Here is a 19,452-nt window from a genome sequence, read left to right on the forward strand (position 1 = left end):
CGGTTCGGCGCTCCGACTTGCCCGCGAAAAAGACACCGCGCTGCCTGGCACTGGCTACGCCCGTGTTCGCGGCGGTTCGGCGCCCCGACAAGCCCGCTCCCACAGGGGGATTGGGCTGGCCTTTAGATTTTGAACAAGACAGTCGCTCCTGCACGCAGGTCAGAAGCTGGTGCGCAGCCCGACTTCGACGCTACGCCCCGGTGCCGGCGCGATGTCGCGCAGGATGGAGCTGGCGTAACGCACGGTCTGGTCTGTCAGGTTTTCGCCACGTACGAACGCCAGCCACTGGCTCTGGCCAATGTCGAAGCGATAGCCGACGCTGGCGCCGAGGGTGGTGTAGCCGTCGGTGCTGTGTTCGTTGTCCGGCTTGCGGTGCTGGGAGGCGGCGTGTTGCACGTCCACCCGCGCCTGCCAGCGATCCAGCTCCCACAGCAGGCCTGTTCCCAGCCGCAGCGGGGCGATGCGTGGCAGTGGCTCGCCGGTGTCGAGGTTCTTGGCGCGGGTATAGTCGCCGGACAGCTCCAGGGCGAAGCTGCCGTAGCGGTTCTCCACCAGCTTCCAGCGATCCTGGGCCTCGATACCGTAGAAGCGCGCACGCACGCCTTGATACAGGTACTCAGGAATCCCGCCGTCGTCGTGGTCATGATCATGGTCGTGGTCGTGGTCGTCGTCACCATGGCCATGATCATGCCCTTCGCGCAGATTACCGCTGCCGATCAGGCCGATGTAGTTGCGAAAGTGGCTGTAGAACACGCCGACACTGCCCTTGTGCGTGCCGTTGTCGAAGCGCAGTGCCAGGTCGCCGGAAATCGCCTTCTCCTTGTTCAGGTTCGGGTCGCCCACTTCATAGGCGCCGGTGGCGACGTGCGCGCCGTTGGCATACAGCTCGTAGAAGGTCGGTGCGCGCTCGGTGTAGGCCAGGCTCGCCGCCAGCGCCCAGACCGGGTCGAGCTGGTACACCGCGCCCGATGACAGGCTTGCGGCATTGAAGCTGGTCGATTTGTCGGCACCGACGAAGTTTTCGTTACCCTTGGCATCCGGATCGATGCGGGTGTGCTCCAGGCGCGCGCCCAGGCTCAGGTTCAGGCGTTCGGTAGCCTGCCATTGCTCGAGCATGAACAGCGCCAGGCTGTCGGTGTCGGTGTGCGGCACAAAGGCTTCTTCACCCAGCGCCGAGAATTCGTTGCGGCTGACGTGGGCACCGATCACCCCTTCGACCGGGCCGATGGGCTGGTGGCGGGCCTCGATGCGTGCCTCATAGCCTTTGTTCTTGAAGGTGGTGTGGACCTCGCCCTCTTCGATCTCGCGGTGCTGGTAGTCGGTGTAGCCAGCGTCGACCTTGACCGAGCTGAACGGCCCTTCGAGATCGCGCAACTCCGAGGCGAAGGCGTAGTGATCCTGCTGCATGTCCAGGCGCACACCGGGCTCGGCCACCGAGCCGTAGTTGCTGTCGTAGCGGCTGTAGGACAGGCCGGCATAGCCATGATCCCAATGGTAGGCCCCGCCGATGGCGCCGCCGTCCTGGCGGCCGTCGCTGTTTTCCAGGCGATGCTTGCTGCCGGGGTCATCGGCGTCGCGCACCTTCGAGCTGCGGGCGTAGCCGGGGATGCGCAGGTCGTTGAACTGACGGCTGTTGGCGTCCAGGTGCAGGGCGAAGTTGCCGTCACCGGCTTCGAGCTTGCCGGCGCTGCTGCGTGTGGTATCGGCGCCGCCGTAGCGCAGCTCGCCGGCGCCATGGATGCCGTCGATGGGCGAGTCGGGAATGCGGTTGTCGAAGGTGTTGATCACACCGCCAATGGCGTTGCCGCCATAGAGCAGGGCGGCGGGGCCGCGGACGATCTCGACGCGGTCTACGGTGACCGGGTCCAGCGGCACGGCGTGGTCATAGGACAGCGACGAGGCATCGAGGGCACCGACGCCGTTGCGCAGGATACGGATGCGGTCGCCATCCAGGCCACGGATCACCGGGCGACTGGCGCCTGGGCCGAACCAGGTGGAGGCGACACCAGGCTGCTTGTTGAGGGTTTCACCGAGGCTGCCGTGCTGCTGTTGCAGCAGGTCGTCGCCTTCGAGCACGGTGCTTGGCGCGGCGAGTTGGCGATTGCCGAGTGGGTTGGCGGTGATCACCTGGGGTTCGAGCTCCACCGCCTGGCTGGGCGATGACGCCAGCCACAAGGCGACGGCGAGGGGAGAGAGACGCAGGGGCTTGGACAACATGAGCGTGTGACGTTCCTTGGCAGATACTTATAGTAAAGATACGTATGGATACAATATAACATTACTATTTCATCACAGAGGTTGCGTCCTGGCCAGGGGGGGCGTGCTGTGGAAGGCTCTGGCCTGGGCTGGGAGCACAGGCGGTCCGCATCCTTGCACACCGGCCCACTACACTCGTGTAAGGTGCGCATCTTTCAACGCGGGAGCACTGCATGAGCACGGCCCAACACAACGCACTGCACGGCAAGACGCTGGAGCAGATCCTCATCGAGCTGGTGGCCCACTACCAATGGCAGGGGCTGGCCGAGCGCATCGACATCCGCTGCTTCAAGAGCGACCCGAGCATCAAGTCGAGCCTGACCTTCCTGCGCAAGACGCCTTGGGCGCGGGAAAAGGTCGAGCAGCTGTACATCAAGCTGTCGCGCAAGGCTTGAGGGTGCCGCGTCCCTGGCTGACCCTGGCCGCGCTGCTCGGCTGGACGGGGTTGGCGGTGCAGTTGTACCTGGTGCTGCTGGCGCGCTGGCAGGAACAGGCCAGCCTGATCGGTGGCATGGTCAATCTATTCGGCTATTTCACCGTGCTGAGCAACACCCTGGTGGCCACGGTGCTGAGCCATGCGGCGTTCGGCCGTGAGACGGCGGCACGGCGTTGGTTCCTGGCGCCGGCGGTGAGCTCCGGTGTGCTGGTCAGTATCGTGCTGGTGGCGCTGGCCTATAGCCTGCTGCTGCGGCACCTGTGGCAGCCCGAGGGTTGGCAATGGCTGACCGATGAGTTGCTGCACGACGTGATGCCACTGGTGTTCGTGCTGTACTGGTGCGTGGCGGTGCCCAAGGGGCGCTTGCGGCTATGGCACCTGGGGGCCTGGAGCCTGTATCCGCTGGTGTATTTCCTGTTCACCTTGTGGCGAGGGCATGAGATCGGGGTCTATCCCTATCCCTTCGTCGATGTGGCGAGCCTGGGGTATGGGCGAGTGCTGCTCAATGCGCTGGCGATGTTGGCGGGGTTCTGGGGGATCGGGTTGCTGGTGATTGGGGTGGATCGGTGGTGGGGGCGGGTGAAGGGATGAGTCGGGACGAGTCGCTGCGACTCGTCCCGCGACAGGGCCGGATCGGTCTTACTCGCTACTCATCATCCGCAGTGCCCTCTGCACGCCAGTACGCAGCAGCTTTGAGCGCATTCTCTGGCACACCCTTTTCAAGCAGCAAGGCCTTGGCCTGCCGGGTCAGGCCTTTCTCCAGCGCCACCCAGCCATACAGACGGCCCTGGGGCAATGCCAGGTGTTTCACCTGCTCAAGCAGGTTCTCTTTCTGCCGACGTACCCAGATCACCTCCACCTGCGCCTTGCTGGGCAGCGGCTGGCGCTCCTGTTCATCCTCGATCTGGATGACCGCCAGCACCTGGCGTCCGGCTGGCAGTTCTTCGAGCCTTCTGGCAATGGCGGGGATGGCGGTTTCGTCGCCGATCAGCAGGTAGCTGTCGAAGATGTCCGGCACCACCATCGACGCGCGTGGGCCGGCGATATCGAGGTGCTGACCCGGCGCAGCCTGGGCAGCCCAGGTCGAGGCAGGACCGTCGCCATGCAGAACGAAATCGATGTCCAATTCCAGGGCTGTCAGGTCGATGCGTCGCGGTGTGTATTCGCGCATGGTCGGCCGCACGCCGCCGTCGCGGCCCAGGTTGCGGGCGTCGATCGCCTGTTGCTCTTCGGGCGTGCAGCCGAACAGGACCTTGACGTGGTCGTCCGTGCCCACGCTGGTGAAACCTGCCAGTTCCGCACCGCCCAGGGTGATGCGGCGCATGCGCGGGGTCAGGTCGGTGACCCGCAGCACCTGCAGGCGACGTTGGCGGATCTCGTGGTTGACGCGGTGAATGGTGTCGCTCATGGGGTTTTCTCCTGAACGGAATCGCTCGGCCCGCCTGCGATGGCCTTGGCCGTGTCGTTGAGCAGATCGCGCACCCGCTCGATTTCCTCGGGTGTCCAGCGGCCGCTGTGCATGTGCAGGGCGTGGCGCAGATTGCCGACTGCCTCGTTGATCTCTGGCGGGCGGTCATGTCCGCGCAGGGCACGCTTGCTCAGCTCGATGCGCATGCGTACGCCGTCGAGGGCGACGGCTTGTTCGGCGAGTGAATGGCGGCCGACCTCGGTGATGACATAAAGGCGTTTGCTGCCCTGGATCTGGCCACTGATCAGCTCGGCTTCCTCGAGAAAGTTGAGGGTCGGGTAGATCACCCCGGGACTGGGGCTGTAGCTGCCATCGAAGAGTCCTTCGATCTGGCGGATCAAGTCATAGCCATGGCCCGGTTGCTCGGCGAGCATCGACAGCATCAGCAGTTTCAGATCGCCAGGGGCGAACACCCGTGGGCCGCGCTCACCGCGACCGGGGCGGCGCTCGAAAGGGTCATGGGGGGCGTGGTCACGCATGGTGGGGAGGTTCCTTGTGTTTCGATATATCGCAAGATATTACTCAAGATATATCTAAACACAAACCCTTAAATGCAGATGATTATCATCTTGTTTTTTGATGGGTCGGACATCTCAGTGCATCGCCAATTGCGGCGCCTTGCATTCATTGGGGTTTCCCGGCTCCAGGTACGGCATGAGAATCGGCGCCATGCCCTTGAGCACCTGCACGGGCAGGGCCGAGGTGAACTTGAACGACTCTGCCGTGCGCCCTGGTACGAAGGCGGTGAGCGTGCCGAAGTGGTTGTCGCCAAGGAAGAACACGAAGGTGGCGGTGCGGTTCAGCGAGCGTGAGCCGATCAGCCGCCCGCCGGCGCCGTAGCTCTGCAGGCGGTTGTCACCGGTACCGGTCTTGCCACCCATCACCAGCGAGGTGCCGTCGTGCAGCTTGAAGCTGCCGGAAATGCGCCGCGCGGTACCGGCATCGACCACCTGCGACATGGCGCCTTTCAGAGCCCGCGCCACTTCTACCTTGAGGATCCGCTGGCCGCGGTCGGGATCGCTGATCAGCTTGGTTTCATAGGGCGTGCCGGCGGCGAAGTGCAGAGTGTCGATGCGCAGGGTCGGCAGGCGTACGCCATCGTTCTGGATGATGCCCACCAGTTCGGACAGCGCCGCAGGGCGGTCGCCCGAGCTGCCAATGGCCGTGGCCAGAGACGGTACCAGGTGATCGAAGGGGTAGCCGACGCGCTTCCAGCGCTGGTGGATGTCGAGAAACGCCTCGATTTCGACCATGGTACGGATGCGACTGTCACGGGCGCCCTGGTGACGGCTCTTGAACAACCAGCTGTACACCTCCTGACGCTCGAAACGACTGGCGTTGACCATGTCGGTAGGGGTGGCGCCAGGATTTTTCAGCAGGTAGCCGAGCAGCCACAGGTCCAGGGGGTGGACCTTGGCGATGAAGCCCTGGTCGGGCAGGTCGTACTTGCCGGGACCGTAGGCGGCGTACATCTCCGAGAGGCGGCCGTCATTGAGCTTGGCCATGGCGGCCTTGTCCTTGGCGCTGTGCGCGCGGACGAAGGCGTTGAAGGTTTCCTGGCTGGCCTCGGGGAACAGGTAGCGGTGCACCGCCGCCAGGCGCTGGGGGGTGACGCGCATGCTGTCGAGGAAGGTGTCCAGGCGTTGCTGGGAGGTCTTGCGCTGGTACTTGCGCCAGAAGCGCATCAGGTAGTTGGTGCCCTCGCGATCGGCGAAGCGCGCCAGGTACTCCTGGCGGCGCGGATCGGCGTCATCCTTGAGCAATGGCTCGCGGTTGTAGGGTTGCTGGTAGGTGACGTAGCGCACCAGATCGCGCATCAGGCGGATGAACGGCAGGTTGATCGACTCGCGCAATGCGTCCTTGAGGGTCGGGTTGCGGCCGTTGTCCTCCTTGCGGAAGTTGTTGAACACGTGCATGCCGCCGCCGGTGAAGAATGCCTCGCCGGTATTGGCCGAGTATTTGCGCTCCAGCGCGGCGTCGAGCATGGCGTCGAGGTTCTGGTTCTTGCTGTTCTGCATCAGCCATTCCAGCGACCACTGGGTGATGCGGTCGAGGTCGGCCACTTCCACTTTCTTGAGCTCGGCCACCGGCTTGCCGGCGTACTTGTCGTGCAGCTCGGCGACGATCTCAAGGTAGGTGGTCAGCACCCGCAGCTTGGCGGTCGAGCCCAGTTCCAGCTTGCTGCCCTCGTTGATGTCGAACGGCTGGTTGGTGCTGTCGGTCTGCACCCGAACCCGCGAGCCGTCGGCGGTGCGCTCGAACAGGGTGAAGCTGTAGCTGACCTGGTCGGTGGTCTTGCTGGTCAGCAGGCGCTCGCCGATCAGGCCCATCTGCGCGGCGAACTCGGGGTCGGCGAGGTTTTTCAGGTACTGGCTGACCTGGGTCTGCAAGTCGGCTTGCAGGGTGCTGGTGGCGGAGAGGTCGAGGCGATCGAGGTCGTACAGCGGGCGGTTGAGCATGGCCGCCAGGCGGTTGCGGGCCAGGCTGATGCCCTTGTTGGTGATGATCGGCACGATGGTCGGCTGGGCCACCCAGTCGCGGTACACCGCCTTGCTGGCCAGCGCGGCGTCGGCCAGCGGGCGATCGATGATGCCGTTGGTGGCGAGCACGCGGATATGCGAGTCGGTGAGCTCGGCCAGCTCGACGCGGCCTTTGGACAGGTAATGCGAAGGCCGGCGCTGGGCGATCATCAGCGACAGCACCTCACGCAGGGCCAGGCCGCGAGCGGCCATGCTCTGGGGGTCGGTTTCGGTCGAGTTGAGCGCCTGGTTCACCTCGGCGAAGTCGGCGCCGTACCAGACCCTCAGCCCTTCTGCCATGCCATGCACTTCACCGTGCCCGGGTACCGCCGAGAGCGGCACGCTGTTCAGGTAATCGCGCACGATGCGCTGACGCGCCTCGGTGGTGTCCGGCCCGCCCTGGTAGGCGCGTACGCTGGCGGAAATCATCTGGCGGATCTTCTCGGCGCCATTGACCGTCAGCCCGTCCGGCGAGTGACGGTATTTTTCCAGTTGCGTGGCCAAGGTGCTGCCGCCTGCCGACTGGCCGGGCAGGGCGAGGTACTTGGCGACCTGGCTGTAGGCGGCCTTGGCGAAACGTGGCCAGTCCACCGCCGGGTTGTTCTGCGGATCCTTGCTGTCGAGCAGGTCGCGGTTCTCGATGAACAACAGGCTGTTGACGATCACCGGCGGGATCGAGGCGAAGTCGCCGTACAGGTGCTGGGGGTAGTGATACTGGTAGAGAGTGTCGCCGCGGCAGTCGGTGATCGACAGACCGGCCTGGATCTTCTCGACGTAGGGCACGAACAGGCCGTGGTCGACGTAGCGCATCAGCGCTGGCGAGAAACGGACCTGCTCGCTGATCAGGTAGTCGCGCTTGAGCAGACGCGGCAGGAACTGGCCCAGGGCGCTGTAGCCCAGGCGCTTGTCAAAGGGGCCGTCGCCTGGGTAGACGATCGCGTCGCTCGGTCCGCGCTCCAGCGAGTAGGTGAGGGTGCTGGCCAGGCGGCTGAACTCACGCGATTGCAGGTCCGAACTCTGCATCTCGTCATAGACGGCAAAGCCCACCGCAACCATGGCCACCAGCACGATCAGGATGATCAATCGCCACCACAACCGACGCTGACGAGGAGTCTTTGGCTGTGGGGGCTCGGCCAGAGGTGTTTCGGGTGCTTCCGTTCTGGTCTGTTCCGATTGCCACAGTGCGCCCATAGAGTTCAGTCCGGCCAAGTATTTTCGTCTTGCTTGTCTGAAGCTTAGACGCTGGCCGGACTTGGTGAAAAAATTGTGAGGGCGATGATCGGTGTATTCGGATCAGGCTGCGGCTTCGCTGTGCGGCTCGAAACTGTCGGCGCGGGCCAGTTGCCACATCCGCGAGTAGAACTGCCCGTCCACCTCGCCGGTCAGCAGCTCGCCGGGCTTGAGGAACACGTGCATCTGCGAGAACAGCTTGATCTCGGTGGCGGAAATACGCCGCACCAGGTGCTTGGCCTCCAGTTGCGCGGGGTGCTCGAGGCCTGCAGCGGCCAGCATTTCGGCCAGGGCGCGCAGGGTGTTGTGGTGGAAGTTGAGCACCCGCTGGGCCTTGTCGGGTACCACCAGTGCGCGTTGGCGCAGGGCGTCCTGGGTGGCAACGCCGGTCGGGCACTTGTTGGTGTGGCAGCTTTGTGACTGGATGCAACCGATGGCGAACATGAAGCCGCGTGCAGAGTTGGCCCAGTCGGCGCCGATGGCCAGCACGCTGGCGATGTCGAAGGCACTGACGATCTTGCCACTGGCGCCGAGCTTGATCTTGTCGCGCAGGTTCAGGCCGACCAGGGTGTTGTGCACGAACAGCAAGCCTTCGCGCAGGGGTACGCCAATGTGGTCGGTGAACTCCACGGGGGCCGCGCCGGTACCGCCTTCTTTGCCGTCGACGACGATGAAGTCGGGCAGGATGCCGGTTTCCAGCATGGCCTTGGCGATGCCCATGAATTCCCATGGGTGGCCCAGGCAGAACTTGAAGCCCACCGGTTTACCGCCAGACAGCTCACGCAGTTGGGCGATGAACTGCATCATCTCGATGGGCGTGGAGAAGGCGCTGTGGCGAGACGGCGAGATGCAGTCCTCGCCCATGACGATGCCGCGGGTGTCGGCGATTTCCTGGGTCACCTTGTGCTTGGGCAGGATGCCGCCGTGGCCGGGCTTGGCGCCCTGGCTCATCTTGATCTCGATCATCCGCACTTGCGGGTTGGCGGCCTGCTCGGCGAAGCGCGCGGGGTCGAAGCGTCCGTCCGCGGTGCGGCAGCCGAAGTAACCGCTGCCCAGCTCCCAGACCAGGTCGCCACCGTGCTCGCGGTGGTAGGGGCTGATGCTGCCTTCGCCAGTGTCATGGGCGAAGTTGCCGAGCCGGGCACCTTCGTTGAGGGCGCGGATGGCGTTGGCGCTGAGCGAACCGAAGCTCATGGCCGAGATGTTGAAGATCGACGCCGAGTAAGGCTGGCTGCACTGCGGGCCGCCGACGGTGATGCGAAAGCCTGCCGGGTCGGCCAGGGGGGCGGGGCGCATGGAGTGGCCGATGAACTCGAAGCCCGACTCATAGACATCGATCAGGGTGCCGAAAGGTTTGTCGGAGGCTTCGTTCTTGGCGCGGGCGTACACCAGCGAGCGCTGGGCGCGGGAGAAGGGCAGGGCATCGCTGTCGGATTCGAGCAGGTACTGGCGGATCTCCGGGCGGATGCCTTCGACCAGGTAGCGGATGTTGCCCAGGATCGGGTAGTTGCGGCGTACCGCATGGCGTTTCTGCAGCAGGTCGAACAGGCCGATCAGGCTGAGCACGGCGGTGGTCAGGGTGAAGGGCCACAGCCATTCGTGGTGCAGGAAGGGTAGGCTGGCCAAGGTGAACAGCACGCAGGCGGCGAACACGGCGTAACGGCTGAGGAGTGACAGACTCATGCGAAAATCCTTGCGAATGCTTCGGTCAATCAGGCTCAGGGGCCTGGGCAAACCCCGACCATAGCCCGGTCGGGTGACAAATGGCCAGCGGACGAAAGGCGAGGAAAAATGAAATTTCGGGTATCGAAAATCATTCTCAATATAGTATGTTATAAAGTATCAACTTTATTAGCGAGGTGATTTTCATGAAAGCAGGTATCCATCCCGAGTATCGTCCGGTGCTGTTCCATGACACGGCGGCGGATGTGTTCTTCCTGATCGGGTCGACCGTGGAAACGGATCGCACCCAGGTCCACAGCGACGGTCAGACCTACCCCTACGTGGCGCTGGATGTCTCCAGCGCATCGCACCCGGTGTACACCGGGCAGCAGCGCAAAACGACCGTCGAAGGGCGAGTGGCTGGGTTCAACAAGCGTTTTGCAGGGTTTGCCGGGAAGGCGAAGTAACGCTCGGTTCGCGCGGCGGGTTACCCGCAAAAAGGCCTCATCAGGTATCCTCGCCAGTCTCTGTCCAGGAATGCCCCCATGACCAAGACTATCCACATCGCCGCCGCCCTGCTCATCGACCCGGCGGGCCGTACCCTGCTGGTACGCAAGCGCGGCACCCAGGCCTTTATGCAACCGGGTGGCAAGATCGATGCGGGTGAAACGCCGGTTCAGGCGCTGGTGCGGGAGCTGCATGAAGAGCTGGGCGTGCGTGTCGATCCTGAGCAGGCGGTGCACCTGGGGCGCTTCAGCGCTCCGGCGGCCAACGAGCCGGGGTTCGAGGTGCAGGCCGAGCTGTTTCGTGTCGAGTGTGCCGAAGCGGTGTCCCCAGCTGCGGAAATCGAAGAAGTGCATTGGCTGGCCGCTGATCAGGCGCCAGCGCTGGCCCTGGCACCCTTGACCCGCGACCTGATCCTGCCGCTGTGGCGTGAAGGCCTCAGCGCACCGCGCTGACACCGTCGAGGGTGGCGAACGAGGTATCCTTGGCGGTCAGCAGGAAATCACGCATGTACGGTGCATCGAGCATGTCGGTGCGCACCGCGGCATAGAGTGTGGCGAACAGGCCTTTTTCGCCCAGACGCTTGCCCTTCACGTAGCCACGCGAGCTGTACTCGTGCAATGCCCAGTGCGGCATGCCGCACACCCCGCGACCGCTGGCGACCAGCTGCATCATCATCACTGTCAGCTCCGAGGTGCGTACCGCGGCCGGTTCGATATCGGCCGGCTCGAGGAAGCGGGTGAAGATGTCCAGGCGATCACGCTCCACCGGGTAGGTGATGAGGGTCTGCTCGGCCAGGTCGTCCGGAACGATGTAGGGCTTGCTCGCCAGCGGGTGCTGGTTGGCCACCGCCAGCATGGCTTCATAGGTGAACAGCGGCACGTAGGTGATACCCGCCAGGTCCAGCGGGTCGGAAGTCACCACCAGGTCGAGATCGCCCCGGGCCAGGGCCGGCAAGGGGGCGAAGGCAAAGCCCGAGGCCAGGTCCAGCTCGACTTCGGGCCAGGCATCGCGGAACTGGTCGATGGTCGGCATCAGCCACTGAAAGCAGCTGTGGCATTCGATGGCCATGTGCAGGCGGCCCGCGGTGCCGCCGGCGAGGCGGGCGATGTCGCGTTCGGCGCCACGCAGCAGCGGCAGCGTGGCGTCGGCCAGTTGCAGCAGGCGCAGGCCGGCGCTGGTGAAGCGGATCGGCTTGGTCTTGCGCACGAACAGTTGCATTCCCAGGCGCTCTTCCAGCTCCTTGAACTGGTGCGACAGCGCCGACTGGGTCAGGTGCAGGCGCTCGGCGGCCTCCACCAGGCTGTCGGCTTCGCGCAGGGCATGAAGGGTTTTCAGGTGACGGATTTCCAGCACTCGCAACTCCGGGAGAAACACTTGGTAATAGATCGATTGGGTTGAGTTTCTCTCATGTTGGAGTGTCTGTCGACAGAACCCTGCAGATGACCGTTCGGCGACATTAATCAAACTGTCACGCAACTGTGGCAGCGCCACCGAATGGATTTCATCAGACTCGCGCTCTACTGGGGATTTGCATTCTGGTGTTTCCTTCCATGCGGGTTTTTCTGATCTTCTTTCTTTTGTTATGCGGGGTGCCGACAGGCTTCGCAGCCGGGCGTTGCGATGCCCATGTACCGGTGCAGCGTGCCGAGCTGGGTGAGTTGAGCCTGGTCTACCAGAGCATTGGTGCGCCGGGGGATCCGGCACTGCTGCTGGTCATGGGGCTGGGCGGGCAATTGATCCACTGGCCGGATGATGTGGTAGAGGCGTTGTGTCGCCAGGGTTTTCGGGTCATCCGTTATGACAACCGTGATGTCGGCCTGTCGCGCTGGAACCAGGCGCCGGCTTCGGCCAACCTCACCGTCGAGTTGCTGCGCTACAAGCTCGGCCTGCCAGTGGCGGCACCCTACAGCCTGACCGACATGGCCGGTGACGGCCTGCACCTGATGGATGTGCTCGGGATCGAGCAGTTCCATGTGCTGGGGGTCAGCATGGGTGGGATGATCGCCCAGCACCTGGCCGCCATGGCGCCGCAGCGTGTGCGCAGCCTGACGCTGATCATGTCCAGTTCCGGGGCCGAAGGCTTGCCGGCGCCGAATCCTGCGTTGGTGCAGTTGCTGGCCCGGCGCAGCGCACCGAGCCGTGAGGTGGCGCTGGAGCAGCAGGCTGACCTGCTGGCGGCGTTGGGTAGCCCGACGGTGCACGATGATCGCGCGGTGCTGTTGCAGCAGGCGGCGTTGGCCTATGACCGGGCGTTCAACCCGGAGGGCGTCAAGCGCCAGATCATGGCGATCCTGGCGGAGCCGAGCCGAGTGGCGCTGCTCAACCAGTTGCGTGTGCCGACGCTGGTGGTGCACGGCACGGCCGACCCGCTGCTTCCGGTGATGCATGGGGTGCATCTGGCGGCGCATATCCAGGGCAGCCAGTTGCGCTTGATTCCTGGGTTGGCGCATCGCTTCCAGGAACCGTTCAAGGCGCCGTTGCTGGCAGCGGTGCTGCCTTACCTGAAGTCGCATCGCCAGGATGTGACGCACCTGGCAGGGCTTTGAGTCGGGGGCGCGGCTCCCCCTCAGCCCAACCCGTACTTCTTCACCTTGTCGAACAAGGTGGTCTTGGCCATGCCCAACTCCTGGCTGGCCTGGCTGAGGTTGCCGCCAGTGCGCTGCAAGGCATCGCTCAGCAGATTGCGCTCGAACGCTTCCACCGCCTCGGCAAAGCCCAGCCCCTGGCTGGCACCGCCACCGGCCTTCTTGAACGCCGGCAAGCCCAGCGCATAGCGCTCGGCGACATTGCGCAGCTCGCGCACATTGCCGGGCCAGTCATGGGCCATCAGCCGCGACAAGGTCTGGCTGTCCAGCTCGGGGACTTCGCGGTCGAAGCGCAGCGCCGATTGCTGCAGGAAGTGCTCGAACAACTGCAGCACGTCCTCGCGGCGCTCGCGCAATGGCGGCAACTCGAGGGTGACCACGTTGAGGCGATAGTACAGGTCGCTGCGGAACTGCCCGGCCTGGCCCATGGCGTCCAGGTCCGACTTGGTGGCAGCGATCACCCGGCAGTCCACCGGGATGCTCTGGTTCGAGCCCAGGCGTTCGAGGGTGCGCTCCTGCAAGACGCGCAGCAGCTTGATCTGCAGGTTGATCGGCATGCTCTCGACTTCATCGAGGAACAGTGTCCCGCCGTTGGCATGCTCGATCTTGCCGATCCGCCGTTTGCCGGCGCCGGTGAACGCGTTGGCTTCGTGGCCGAAGATTTCGCTCTCGAACAGGTTTTCCGGCAGGCCGCCGCAGTTCAGGGCCACGAAGGGGGCTGCCTGGCGACGGCTGAAATCGTGCAGGCAGCGGGCGACCAGTTCCTTGCCCGTGCCGGTCTCGCCTTCGATCAGTACGTTGGCCGAGGTGTCGGCGACGTTGGCGATCAGTTCGCGCAGGTTCTGCATGGCGGGCGAACGGCCGATGATGCGCCCTTCCAGCGAGCTGTGACCGGCCAGTTGCCGGCGCAGGGCGACCACTTCACGCGACAGGCCGCGCTGCTCCAGCGCCCGGCGCACGACATCGACCAGTCGTTCTGGCGAGAACGGCTTTTCCATGAAGTCGTAGGCGCCGTTGCGCATGGCACCGACGGCCATGTCGATGTCGCCGTGGCCGGTGATCAGCACCACCGGCAGGCTGCGGTCGCGGGCCTTGAGGCGATTGAGCAGCTCCAGGCCGTCGATGCCCGGCAGGCGAATGTCGCTGACGACGATCCCGGCGAAATCGTCGCCGATCCGCTCCAGGGCCTGCTCGGCGCTGCCGACGCCTTCGCAGGCGATATCCTCGAGCGCCAGCGCCTGCTGGCAGCCGAGCAGCACGTGGGGGTCGTCTTCGACGATCAGGACCGTCAAGGGTGCTTGGTTCATGGGGACCCTTCGTTCATGGGACATCGGCCGAGTCGGTGGGGGAGGTGACCAGGGGCAGGGTGAGGATGAAGGCCGTGCCGCCGCCAGCGGGGTGCTCGACGCTCAAGGTGCCCTTGGCGGCTGTGGCGAGGCTGGCCGACAAGGTCAGGCCCAGACCCAGGCCATGCTCGCCCGGTTTGGTGGTGAAGAACGGTTCGAACAGGTGCTTGCGTGCCTCGACGTCAATGCCGTGGCCGTTGTCGCGAACCCTCAGGCGGTATCTGTCGCCCATCAGTTCGCCTTCCAGCCACAACTGCGGTTGGGGTTGGGCGGTCATGGCGTCGAGGGCGTTGCCGAGCAGGTTGACCAGGATCTGCTCCAGGCGCGTCTGGTCGATGGCCAGCGGCTGATCTTCGAACTGGCGATGCAATTGCAGGTTGCATGCGCCGATGCGATTGCCGAGTACCTGCAGGGACGCTTCCACCGCCACGCCCAGCGAGGCGCGGCCGCTGTCCTCGCCGCGCCGGGCGAAGGAGCGCAGGCTGGCGGTGATACGCCCCATGCGATCGATCAGGTCATTCATGGTGCGCAGGTTGGTGCTGGCGGTCTCGAAGGCGCCGCGCTCGAGGAAGCGCACGGTATTGCCCGACAGGGTACGCAGCGCCGCCAGCGGCTGGTTCAGTTCATGGGCGATGCTGGTCGACATCTGCCCGATGGCCGCCAGCTTGCCGGCCTGGACCAACTCGTCCTGGGCATGGCGCAGGGTCTGCTCGGCGTGACGTCGTTCGCGGATCTGTCCCTTGAGCCGTTCGTTGCTGGCACGCAGGTCGGCAGTACGTTCGGCGATCCGCCGCTCCAGCAGGCTATTGGCTTCTTCCAGGGCTTCGCGGGCGGCCAGGCGCGTGGCGATCACCTTGCGCCGTTCGTTCCAGGCGATGCCGAGGATTGCCAGCAGGGCGAAGGCAACGCCGACCAGGATGCCCTGCACCATCGACTCGCGATGCAGATCCTGCAGCGGGGTAAGCAGGGTGAAGTCCCAGGGGGTGTCTGCCAGACGCCGCGTCTGAGCCAGGTAGGCGACTTCTCGCACTTTGCCCTGGACAGTTTCGCTGCTGGTCGGGAAGGTCAGCTTTTCTACACCATCGCCCAGCGTCTCGCGAGCCAGCGGTTGCAGTTCGTTGAGTGGCCACCAGTAGTACTGCAGGCTGCGCGCCAGCTCTTCCTTGATCTGCGGGGTAAGCGGGCGCACCGACTTCAACCGCCGGGCGGGGTCGCTGGAAAGGATGATGATGCCGTTCTCGTCGCTGACGAAAGCTTCGAGACGGGCGCGTTGCCAGCGCTCTTCCAGGGTGTCCAGGCGCACCTTGATCACCGCGACGCCGATGATCTTGCCGTGCTCCTCCAAGCCATGGGCCAGATAGTAGCCGGCTTCTCCGGTGGTGCTGCCGATGCCATAGAAACGCCCAGGCTGACCGCGCACGGCGTCCTGGAAGTAGGCGCGGAAGGCCAGGTCTTCACCCAGGAAGGAGTCGGCGTCGCGCCAGTTGCTGGTAGCTTGCACTCGGCCGCTGGTGTCCAGGACGTAGATGGCCCGGCTGCGGCTGCGGCGGTTCAGGCCTTCGAGGTATTCGTTGACGACCTGCCGCGAGCCGCCGTCAGGGTCGGCGAGCAGTTGCGAGACGCTGTCTTCGAGCTCCAGCAGGCTTGGCAGGTAGGTGTACTTGCTGATTTCGCTTTCGACCGTGCGCGCGTGCAGCTCGAGCTGGCGCTCGCCGTTCTCGCTCAGGGCGCGGATGCCGTTGTTTTCGCTGATCATGTAGCCGACCAGACCCAGCCCGACCATCAGCAGGACGATCAGTGGTGGGAGGAACAGTTGGCGGATCAGGCGGGATTTCACGGCAGGCTTGGCAGGGCGAAGTAGCGAAGGATCGCATTTCATCACAGTGGCCTTGTCACGACCAGCGTCCGCTGCCCTGACAGGCAGCGGACACCGGGATCATCAGTGCTGCAGGATCTTGCTGAGGAAGTGCTGGGTGCGTTCGTGGCGGCCTTCGGGGTTGCCGAAGAAATCTTCCTTCTGGCAGTCCTCGATGATGTTGCCCTTGTCCATGAAGATCACCCGGTTGGCGACCTTGCGGGCGAAGCCCATTTCGTGGGTCACGCACATCATGGTCATGCCTTCGTGGGCGAGCTCCACCATTACGTCCAGTACTTCGTTGACCATTTCCGGGTCCAGTGCCGAGGTTGGTTCGTCGAACAGCATGACGATCGGGTCCATCGACAGGGCGCGGGCGATCGCCACGCGCTGCTGCTGGCCGCCGGAGAGCTGGCCGGGGTGCTTCTTGGCATGGGCGCCGAGTCCGACCCGGTCGAGCAGGGCCAGGCCTTTCTTGGTGGCCTCCGCCTCGCTGCGGCCGAGCACCTTGCGCTGGGCGATGGTCAGGTTCTCGGTGATCGACAGGTGGGGGAACAGCTCGAAGTGCTGGAACACCATGCCCACCCGCGAACGCAGTTTGGGCAGGTTGGTCTTCGGATCGGCGATCGAGGTGCCGTCGACCACGATGTCGCCCTTCTGGAACGGCTCCAGCGCGTTGACGCACTTGATCAGGGTGGATTTGCCCGAGCCGGACGGGCCGCAGACCACCACCACTTCACCTTTCTTGACCTCGGTGGTGCAGTCGGTCAGCACCTGGAAGTCCCCGTACCACTTGTTGACATTCTTGATGGAAATCATACGGCGATCCTTTTTTGCAGACGCTTGACCAACCAGGAAGCGGAGAAACTGATAATGAAGTACACGACGCCGGCGAAGATCAGGAACTCGTGGGAGCGTCCGATGATGTCGCCGTTGGCGCGTGCCGAGTTGAGGAAGTCCACCAGGCCCACGGTGTAGACCAGCGAGGTGTCCTGGAACAGGATGATGCTCTGCTGCAGCAGCAGCGGGGTCATCTTGCGGAACGCCTGGGGCAGGATGATCAGGCGCATGCACTGGCCGTAGGTCATGCCCAGTGCCTGCGCGGCGCCCATCTGGCCCTTGGAGATCGACTGCACGCCGGCACGCACGATTTCGCAGAAGTAGGCTGCCTCGAACATCATGAAGGCCACGACGCAGGAGGTGAACGCGCCGATCGGGGTGTCTTCGCCGGTAATCCAGCGCAGCACGAAGGGCACGGCCAGGTAGAACCAGGTGATCACCAGCAGCAGCGGGATGGAGCGGAAGTAGTTGACGTAGGCGCCGGCGATATTGGCCAGCAGCTTGCTCGACGACAACCGCATCAGGGCCAGGACGGTCCCCAGCGCGATACCACCGACCACACCCATGACCATCAGTTGCAAGGTCATGACCATGCCGTCCCACAAGGCGGGCAGGGCAGGGATGATTTCGCTGAAATCCATGTCCATTATTTACCTCCCACGGAAATCAGGCCAGGCACGGCGACTTTCTTCTCGACCATGCGCATCAGCAGCATCAGGCCCATGTTCAGGGTGAAGTAGATCAGCGTGGCCAGGGTGAAGGCCTCGAACAGGTTGGCGGAGAATTCGGCGGTCTGCTTGGTCTGGGCCAGCAGCTCCATCAGGCCGATCAGCGACGCCACCGAGGAGTTCTTGAACACGTTCAGGAATTCGGAGGTGAGCGGCGGAATGATGATCCGGTAGGCCTGCGGCAGCAGCACGTTCATGTAGATCTGCGGAAGGCTGAAGCCCATCGCGCGCCCGGCAGACTCCTGTCCGCGGGGCAGGGCCTGGATACCGGTGCGCACTTGTTCACAGACACGCGCGGCGGTAAACAGGCCAAGGCAGATGATCACGCTGATCAATGCCGAGGTGGTCGGGTTGAGGTCCTGCTTGAACCACTCCTGCAGGCCCTCCGGAAGCAGGTCCGGTACCAGGAAGTACCAGATGAACAGCTGCACCAGCAGCGGTACGTTGCGGAACAGTTCCACGTAGGCAGTGGCGATGCCCGAAACCAGGCGGTTCGGCACGGTGCGCATGACGCCAAGCAGCGATCCCAGCAGCAAGGCGATGATCCAGGCAGAGATGGCGATGGCGATGGTCCAGCCCAGGCCGGTGATGTACCAGTCCAGATAGACTTCGCTGCCCACGCCGGTGGACTTGAAGAACACGCCCCAGTCCCAGTTGTAATTCATCGGGATTTCCCCTCAGACGGTTGTTTCACGGGCACCTTTGAACTTCCAAGGGCGCGGGCGCCCTCGGAAGTAAAGGTTAGACACTTATGCGTGGCCCGTCGGTTCGATTCGTGCTCGTCGGAGCACACGGGCCATTTCAGCAGGGGATCAGGACTGTTTGTCGTCCGCAGCCTTGTCGGTTGGCTCTGCGATCAGTTTCTTCAGCTCATCGCTCATCGGGAACTGCAGGTTCAGGCCTTTCGGTGGGATTGGCTGCTGGAACCACTTGTCGTAGCTCTTCTGCACCGCGCCCGACTTGTAGTAGGCGATGATGGCGTCATCGACCGCTTTCTTGAACTGCGCATCGTCCTTACGGACCATGCAGCCGTAGATTTCGTAGGATTGCGGGGTGCCGGTGATGACCCAGTCGGTCGGCTTCTTGGCCTTGGCCATTTCGCCGGCCAGCAGGGCGTCGTCCATCATGAAGGCTACGGCGCGGCCGCTTTCGAGCATGTTGAAGGCTTCACCGTGGTCCTTGGCGGAAATCACGTTCATCTTCATCTGCTTGTCGGCGTTCATGGCCTTGAGCAGGCGCTCGGAGGTTGTGCCGGCGGTGGTCACGACGTTCTTGCCAGCCAGGTCCGGGAAGTCTTTGTAGGAGGGCTGACCGTCCTTGACCTTGGTCAGCAGGCGGGTGCCGACTTCGAAGATGCCGACCGAGAAGCCGACTTGCTGCTGGCGCTCGACGTTGTTGGTGGTGGAGCCGCACTCAAGGTCGACGGTGCCGTTCTGCACCAGCGGGATGCGGGTCTGGGAGGTGACGAGGTTGTACTTGACCTTGATGTCGGTGCCCAGTTGCTTTTTCAGGGCCTCGACCACAGCCAGCTGGACGTCGTGGGAGTAGCCCACGGGCTCAGTGCTGCCAGCCAGATAGGAGAACGGAATGGAGGAGTCACGGTGGCCCAGGGTGATGGTGCCGGAGTCCTTGATCTTCTTCAGGGTGCCGGTCAGTTCTTCGGCCATGACCGGCGAAGCGATAACGGCGGCGGCGATTGCAGCGCCCAGCAATTGACGAACGATACGCATCAAATTTTCCTCGACGTTTGTTTTTTTTATGGAGCCGTTGGCGGACTCTTCGTTCAACGAACACAACAAGAAGCGGTGTGCGTTCGGCTACTAAGTGTAGAGCATGACTCGTGCCAAGCCCCCATATTCATCATAACGCCGCGAATTTTCTGGAAATTAATCTTTTCTGACGAATTATTTCCAAGGGAAGGCGTGCGGGTTTCCGAATGGCTGGGCTGGTGTCGTTCGGAAATCCGAATGGATGGGCGCGCGCCATGACCTACGCCCCCCACCCCGAGTCCATCGATAGC

At 63.8% G+C, this 19,452-nt stretch carries 17 protein-coding genes; 5 read left to right on the plus strand and 12 right to left on the minus strand.

Annotated elements, in window-relative coordinates:
- Positions 1–159: 159 nt before the first annotated feature.
- Entirely contained in the window at positions 160–2,217 is a 2,058-nt protein-coding gene (locus tag HU748_RS13615; RefSeq protein ID WP_186668574.1) for a TonB-dependent receptor, read from the minus strand.
- A gap of 212 nt (positions 2,218–2,429) precedes the next feature.
- Between HU748_RS13615 and HU748_RS13620 the strand changes: the two genes are divergently transcribed.
- Complete coding sequence (locus HU748_RS13620) at positions 2,430–2,651, plus strand: VF530 family protein (RefSeq protein ID WP_186668572.1); 222 nt, start codon at positions 2,430–2,432, stop codon at positions 2,649–2,651.
- 2 nt (positions 2,652–2,653) lie between these two features.
- Positions 2,654–3,283 carry a Pr6Pr family membrane protein gene (locus HU748_RS13625; protein ID WP_186710616.1) on the plus strand — a complete coding sequence of 210 codons (630 nt, stop codon included), beginning with the start codon at positions 2,654–2,656 and terminating at the stop codon, positions 3,281–3,283.
- Positions 3,284–3,338: 55 nt separating this feature from the next.
- On the opposite strand, the gene HU748_RS13630 is transcribed toward HU748_RS13625, so the two are convergent.
- The 4 genes from HU748_RS13630 to HU748_RS13645 form a co-directional block, all read right to left on the minus strand.
- Entirely contained in the window at positions 3,339–4,100 is a 762-nt protein-coding gene (locus tag HU748_RS13630; RefSeq protein ID WP_186710618.1) for a siderophore-interacting protein, read from the minus strand.
- A complete protein-coding gene (locus tag HU748_RS13635; RefSeq protein ID WP_186668566.1) occupies positions 4,097–4,639 on the minus strand; it encodes a PadR family transcriptional regulator in 543 nt (180 codons plus the stop codon). The genes HU748_RS13630 and HU748_RS13635 overlap by 4 nt, the downstream gene beginning before the upstream one ends.
- Before the next feature lie 114 nt (positions 4,640–4,753).
- Positions 4,754–7,870, minus strand: coding sequence for a transglycosylase domain-containing protein (locus HU748_RS13640; RefSeq protein ID WP_186710620.1), 3,117 nt, complete (start codon positions 7,868–7,870; stop codon positions 4,754–4,756).
- Positions 7,871–7,972: 102 nt separating this feature from the next.
- Positions 7,973–9,592 (minus strand): FMN-binding glutamate synthase family protein, encoded by a 1,620-nt coding sequence (locus HU748_RS13645; RefSeq protein ID WP_186668562.1) that lies wholly within the window; start codon positions 9,590–9,592, stop codon positions 7,973–7,975.
- Between the two features lie 185 nt (positions 9,593–9,777).
- On the opposite strand from HU748_RS13645, the gene HU748_RS13650 reads away from it, so the two are divergent.
- Positions 9,778–10,038 (plus strand): type B 50S ribosomal protein L31, encoded by a 261-nt coding sequence (locus tag HU748_RS13650; protein ID WP_186668560.1) that lies wholly within the window; start codon positions 9,778–9,780, stop codon positions 10,036–10,038.
- A gap of 78 nt (positions 10,039–10,116) precedes the next feature.
- Positions 10,117–10,530 (plus strand): NUDIX domain-containing protein, encoded by a 414-nt coding sequence (locus tag HU748_RS13655; RefSeq protein ID WP_186668558.1) that lies wholly within the window; start codon positions 10,117–10,119, stop codon positions 10,528–10,530.
- Here HU748_RS13655 and metR read toward each other — a convergent pair.
- A complete protein-coding gene (metR, locus tag HU748_RS13660) occupies positions 10,514–11,431 on the minus strand; it encodes a transcriptional regulator MetR (RefSeq protein ID WP_186668556.1) in 918 nt (305 codons plus the stop codon). The two genes, HU748_RS13655 and metR, sit on opposite strands and share 17 nt — an antisense overlap.
- Positions 11,432–11,628: 197 nt before the next feature.
- Between metR and HU748_RS13665 the strand changes: the two genes are divergently transcribed.
- Positions 11,629–12,624 (plus strand): alpha/beta hydrolase, encoded by a 996-nt coding sequence (locus tag HU748_RS13665; RefSeq protein ID WP_186668554.1) that lies wholly within the window; start codon positions 11,629–11,631, stop codon positions 12,622–12,624.
- Between the two features lie 20 nt (positions 12,625–12,644).
- Here HU748_RS13665 and HU748_RS13670 read toward each other — a convergent pair whose 3' ends face one another.
- The 6 genes from HU748_RS13670 to HU748_RS13695 form a co-directional block, all read right to left on the minus strand.
- Positions 12,645–13,970, minus strand: coding sequence for a sigma-54 dependent transcriptional regulator (locus tag HU748_RS13670; RefSeq protein WP_186668552.1), 1,326 nt, complete (start codon positions 13,968–13,970; stop codon positions 12,645–12,647).
- Positions 13,971–13,983: 13 nt separating this feature from the next.
- Positions 13,984–15,888, minus strand: a complete 1,905-nt coding sequence (locus HU748_RS13675; RefSeq protein ID WP_186710621.1) for an ATP-binding protein — start codon at positions 15,886–15,888, stop codon at positions 13,984–13,986.
- Positions 15,889–15,948: 60 nt separating this feature from the next.
- Positions 15,949–16,683: an amino acid ABC transporter ATP-binding protein gene (locus HU748_RS13680; RefSeq protein ID WP_186668548.1), complete on the minus strand. Its 735-nt coding sequence runs from the start codon at positions 16,681–16,683 to the stop codon at positions 15,949–15,951.
- Positions 16,680–17,351, minus strand: coding sequence for an ABC transporter permease subunit (locus HU748_RS13685; RefSeq protein WP_186668546.1), 672 nt, complete (start codon positions 17,349–17,351; stop codon positions 16,680–16,682). Before HU748_RS13685 ends, HU748_RS13680 begins: the two co-directional genes overlap by 4 nt.
- Positions 17,351–18,097: an amino acid ABC transporter permease gene (locus HU748_RS13690; protein WP_186710623.1), complete on the minus strand. Its 747-nt coding sequence runs from the start codon at positions 18,095–18,097 to the stop codon at positions 17,351–17,353. The genes HU748_RS13685 and HU748_RS13690 overlap by 1 nt, the downstream gene beginning before the upstream one ends.
- Before the next feature lie 147 nt (positions 18,098–18,244).
- Complete coding sequence (locus HU748_RS13695) at positions 18,245–19,162, minus strand: glutamate/aspartate ABC transporter substrate-binding protein (RefSeq protein WP_186668542.1); 918 nt, start codon at positions 19,160–19,162, stop codon at positions 18,245–18,247.
- Positions 19,163–19,452 lie beyond the last annotated feature (290 nt).

It is taken from the genome of Pseudomonas sp. RW3S2 (assembly GCF_014268955.1).
Lineage (GTDB): Bacteria > Pseudomonadota > Gammaproteobacteria > Pseudomonadales > Pseudomonadaceae > Aquipseudomonas > Aquipseudomonas wayambapalatensis.

Excerpts from the sequence above, each read along its gene's own strand:
- HU748_RS13685 (WP_186668546.1), bottom strand. The coding sequence starts at position 17,351 with ATGGACATGGATTTCAGCGAAATCATCCCTGCCCTGCCCGCCTTGTGG.
- HU748_RS13620 (WP_186668572.1), top strand. The coding sequence starts at position 2,430 with ATGAGCACGGCCCAACACAACGCACTGCACGGCAAGACGCTGGAGCAG.
- HU748_RS13690 (WP_186710623.1), bottom strand. The coding sequence starts at position 18,097 with ATGAATTACAACTGGGACTGGGGCGTGTTCTTCAAGTCCACCGGCGTG.
- HU748_RS13675 (WP_186710621.1), bottom strand. The coding sequence starts at position 15,888 with ATGAAATGCGATCCTTCGCTACTTCGCCCTGCCAAGCCTGCCGTGAAA.
- HU748_RS13630 (WP_186710618.1), bottom strand. The coding sequence starts at position 4,100 with ATGAGCGACACCATTCACCGCGTCAACCACGAGATCCGCCAACGTCGC.
- HU748_RS13635 (WP_186668566.1), bottom strand. The coding sequence starts at position 4,639 with ATGCGTGACCACGCCCCCCATGACCCTTTCGAGCGCCGCCCCGGTCGC.
- HU748_RS13665 (WP_186668554.1), top strand. The coding sequence starts at position 11,629 with ATGCGGGTTTTTCTGATCTTCTTTCTTTTGTTATGCGGGGTGCCGACA.
- HU748_RS13695 (WP_186668542.1), bottom strand. The coding sequence starts at position 19,162 with ATGCGTATCGTTCGTCAATTGCTGGGCGCTGCAATCGCCGCCGCCGTT.
- HU748_RS13645 (WP_186668562.1), bottom strand. The coding sequence starts at position 9,592 with ATGAGTCTGTCACTCCTCAGCCGTTACGCCGTGTTCGCCGCCTGCGTG.
- HU748_RS13640 (WP_186710620.1), bottom strand. The coding sequence starts at position 7,870 with ATGGGCGCACTGTGGCAATCGGAACAGACCAGAACGGAAGCACCCGAA.
- HU748_RS13680 (WP_186668548.1), bottom strand. The coding sequence starts at position 16,683 with ATGATTTCCATCAAGAATGTCAACAAGTGGTACGGGGACTTCCAGGTG.
- HU748_RS13655 (WP_186668558.1), top strand. The coding sequence starts at position 10,117 with ATGACCAAGACTATCCACATCGCCGCCGCCCTGCTCATCGACCCGGCG.
- HU748_RS13650 (WP_186668560.1), top strand. The coding sequence starts at position 9,778 with ATGAAAGCAGGTATCCATCCCGAGTATCGTCCGGTGCTGTTCCATGAC.
- HU748_RS13615 (WP_186668574.1), bottom strand. The coding sequence starts at position 2,217 with ATGTTGTCCAAGCCCCTGCGTCTCTCTCCCCTCGCCGTCGCCTTGTGG.
- HU748_RS13670 (WP_186668552.1), bottom strand. The coding sequence starts at position 13,970 with ATGAACCAAGCACCCTTGACGGTCCTGATCGTCGAAGACGACCCCCAC.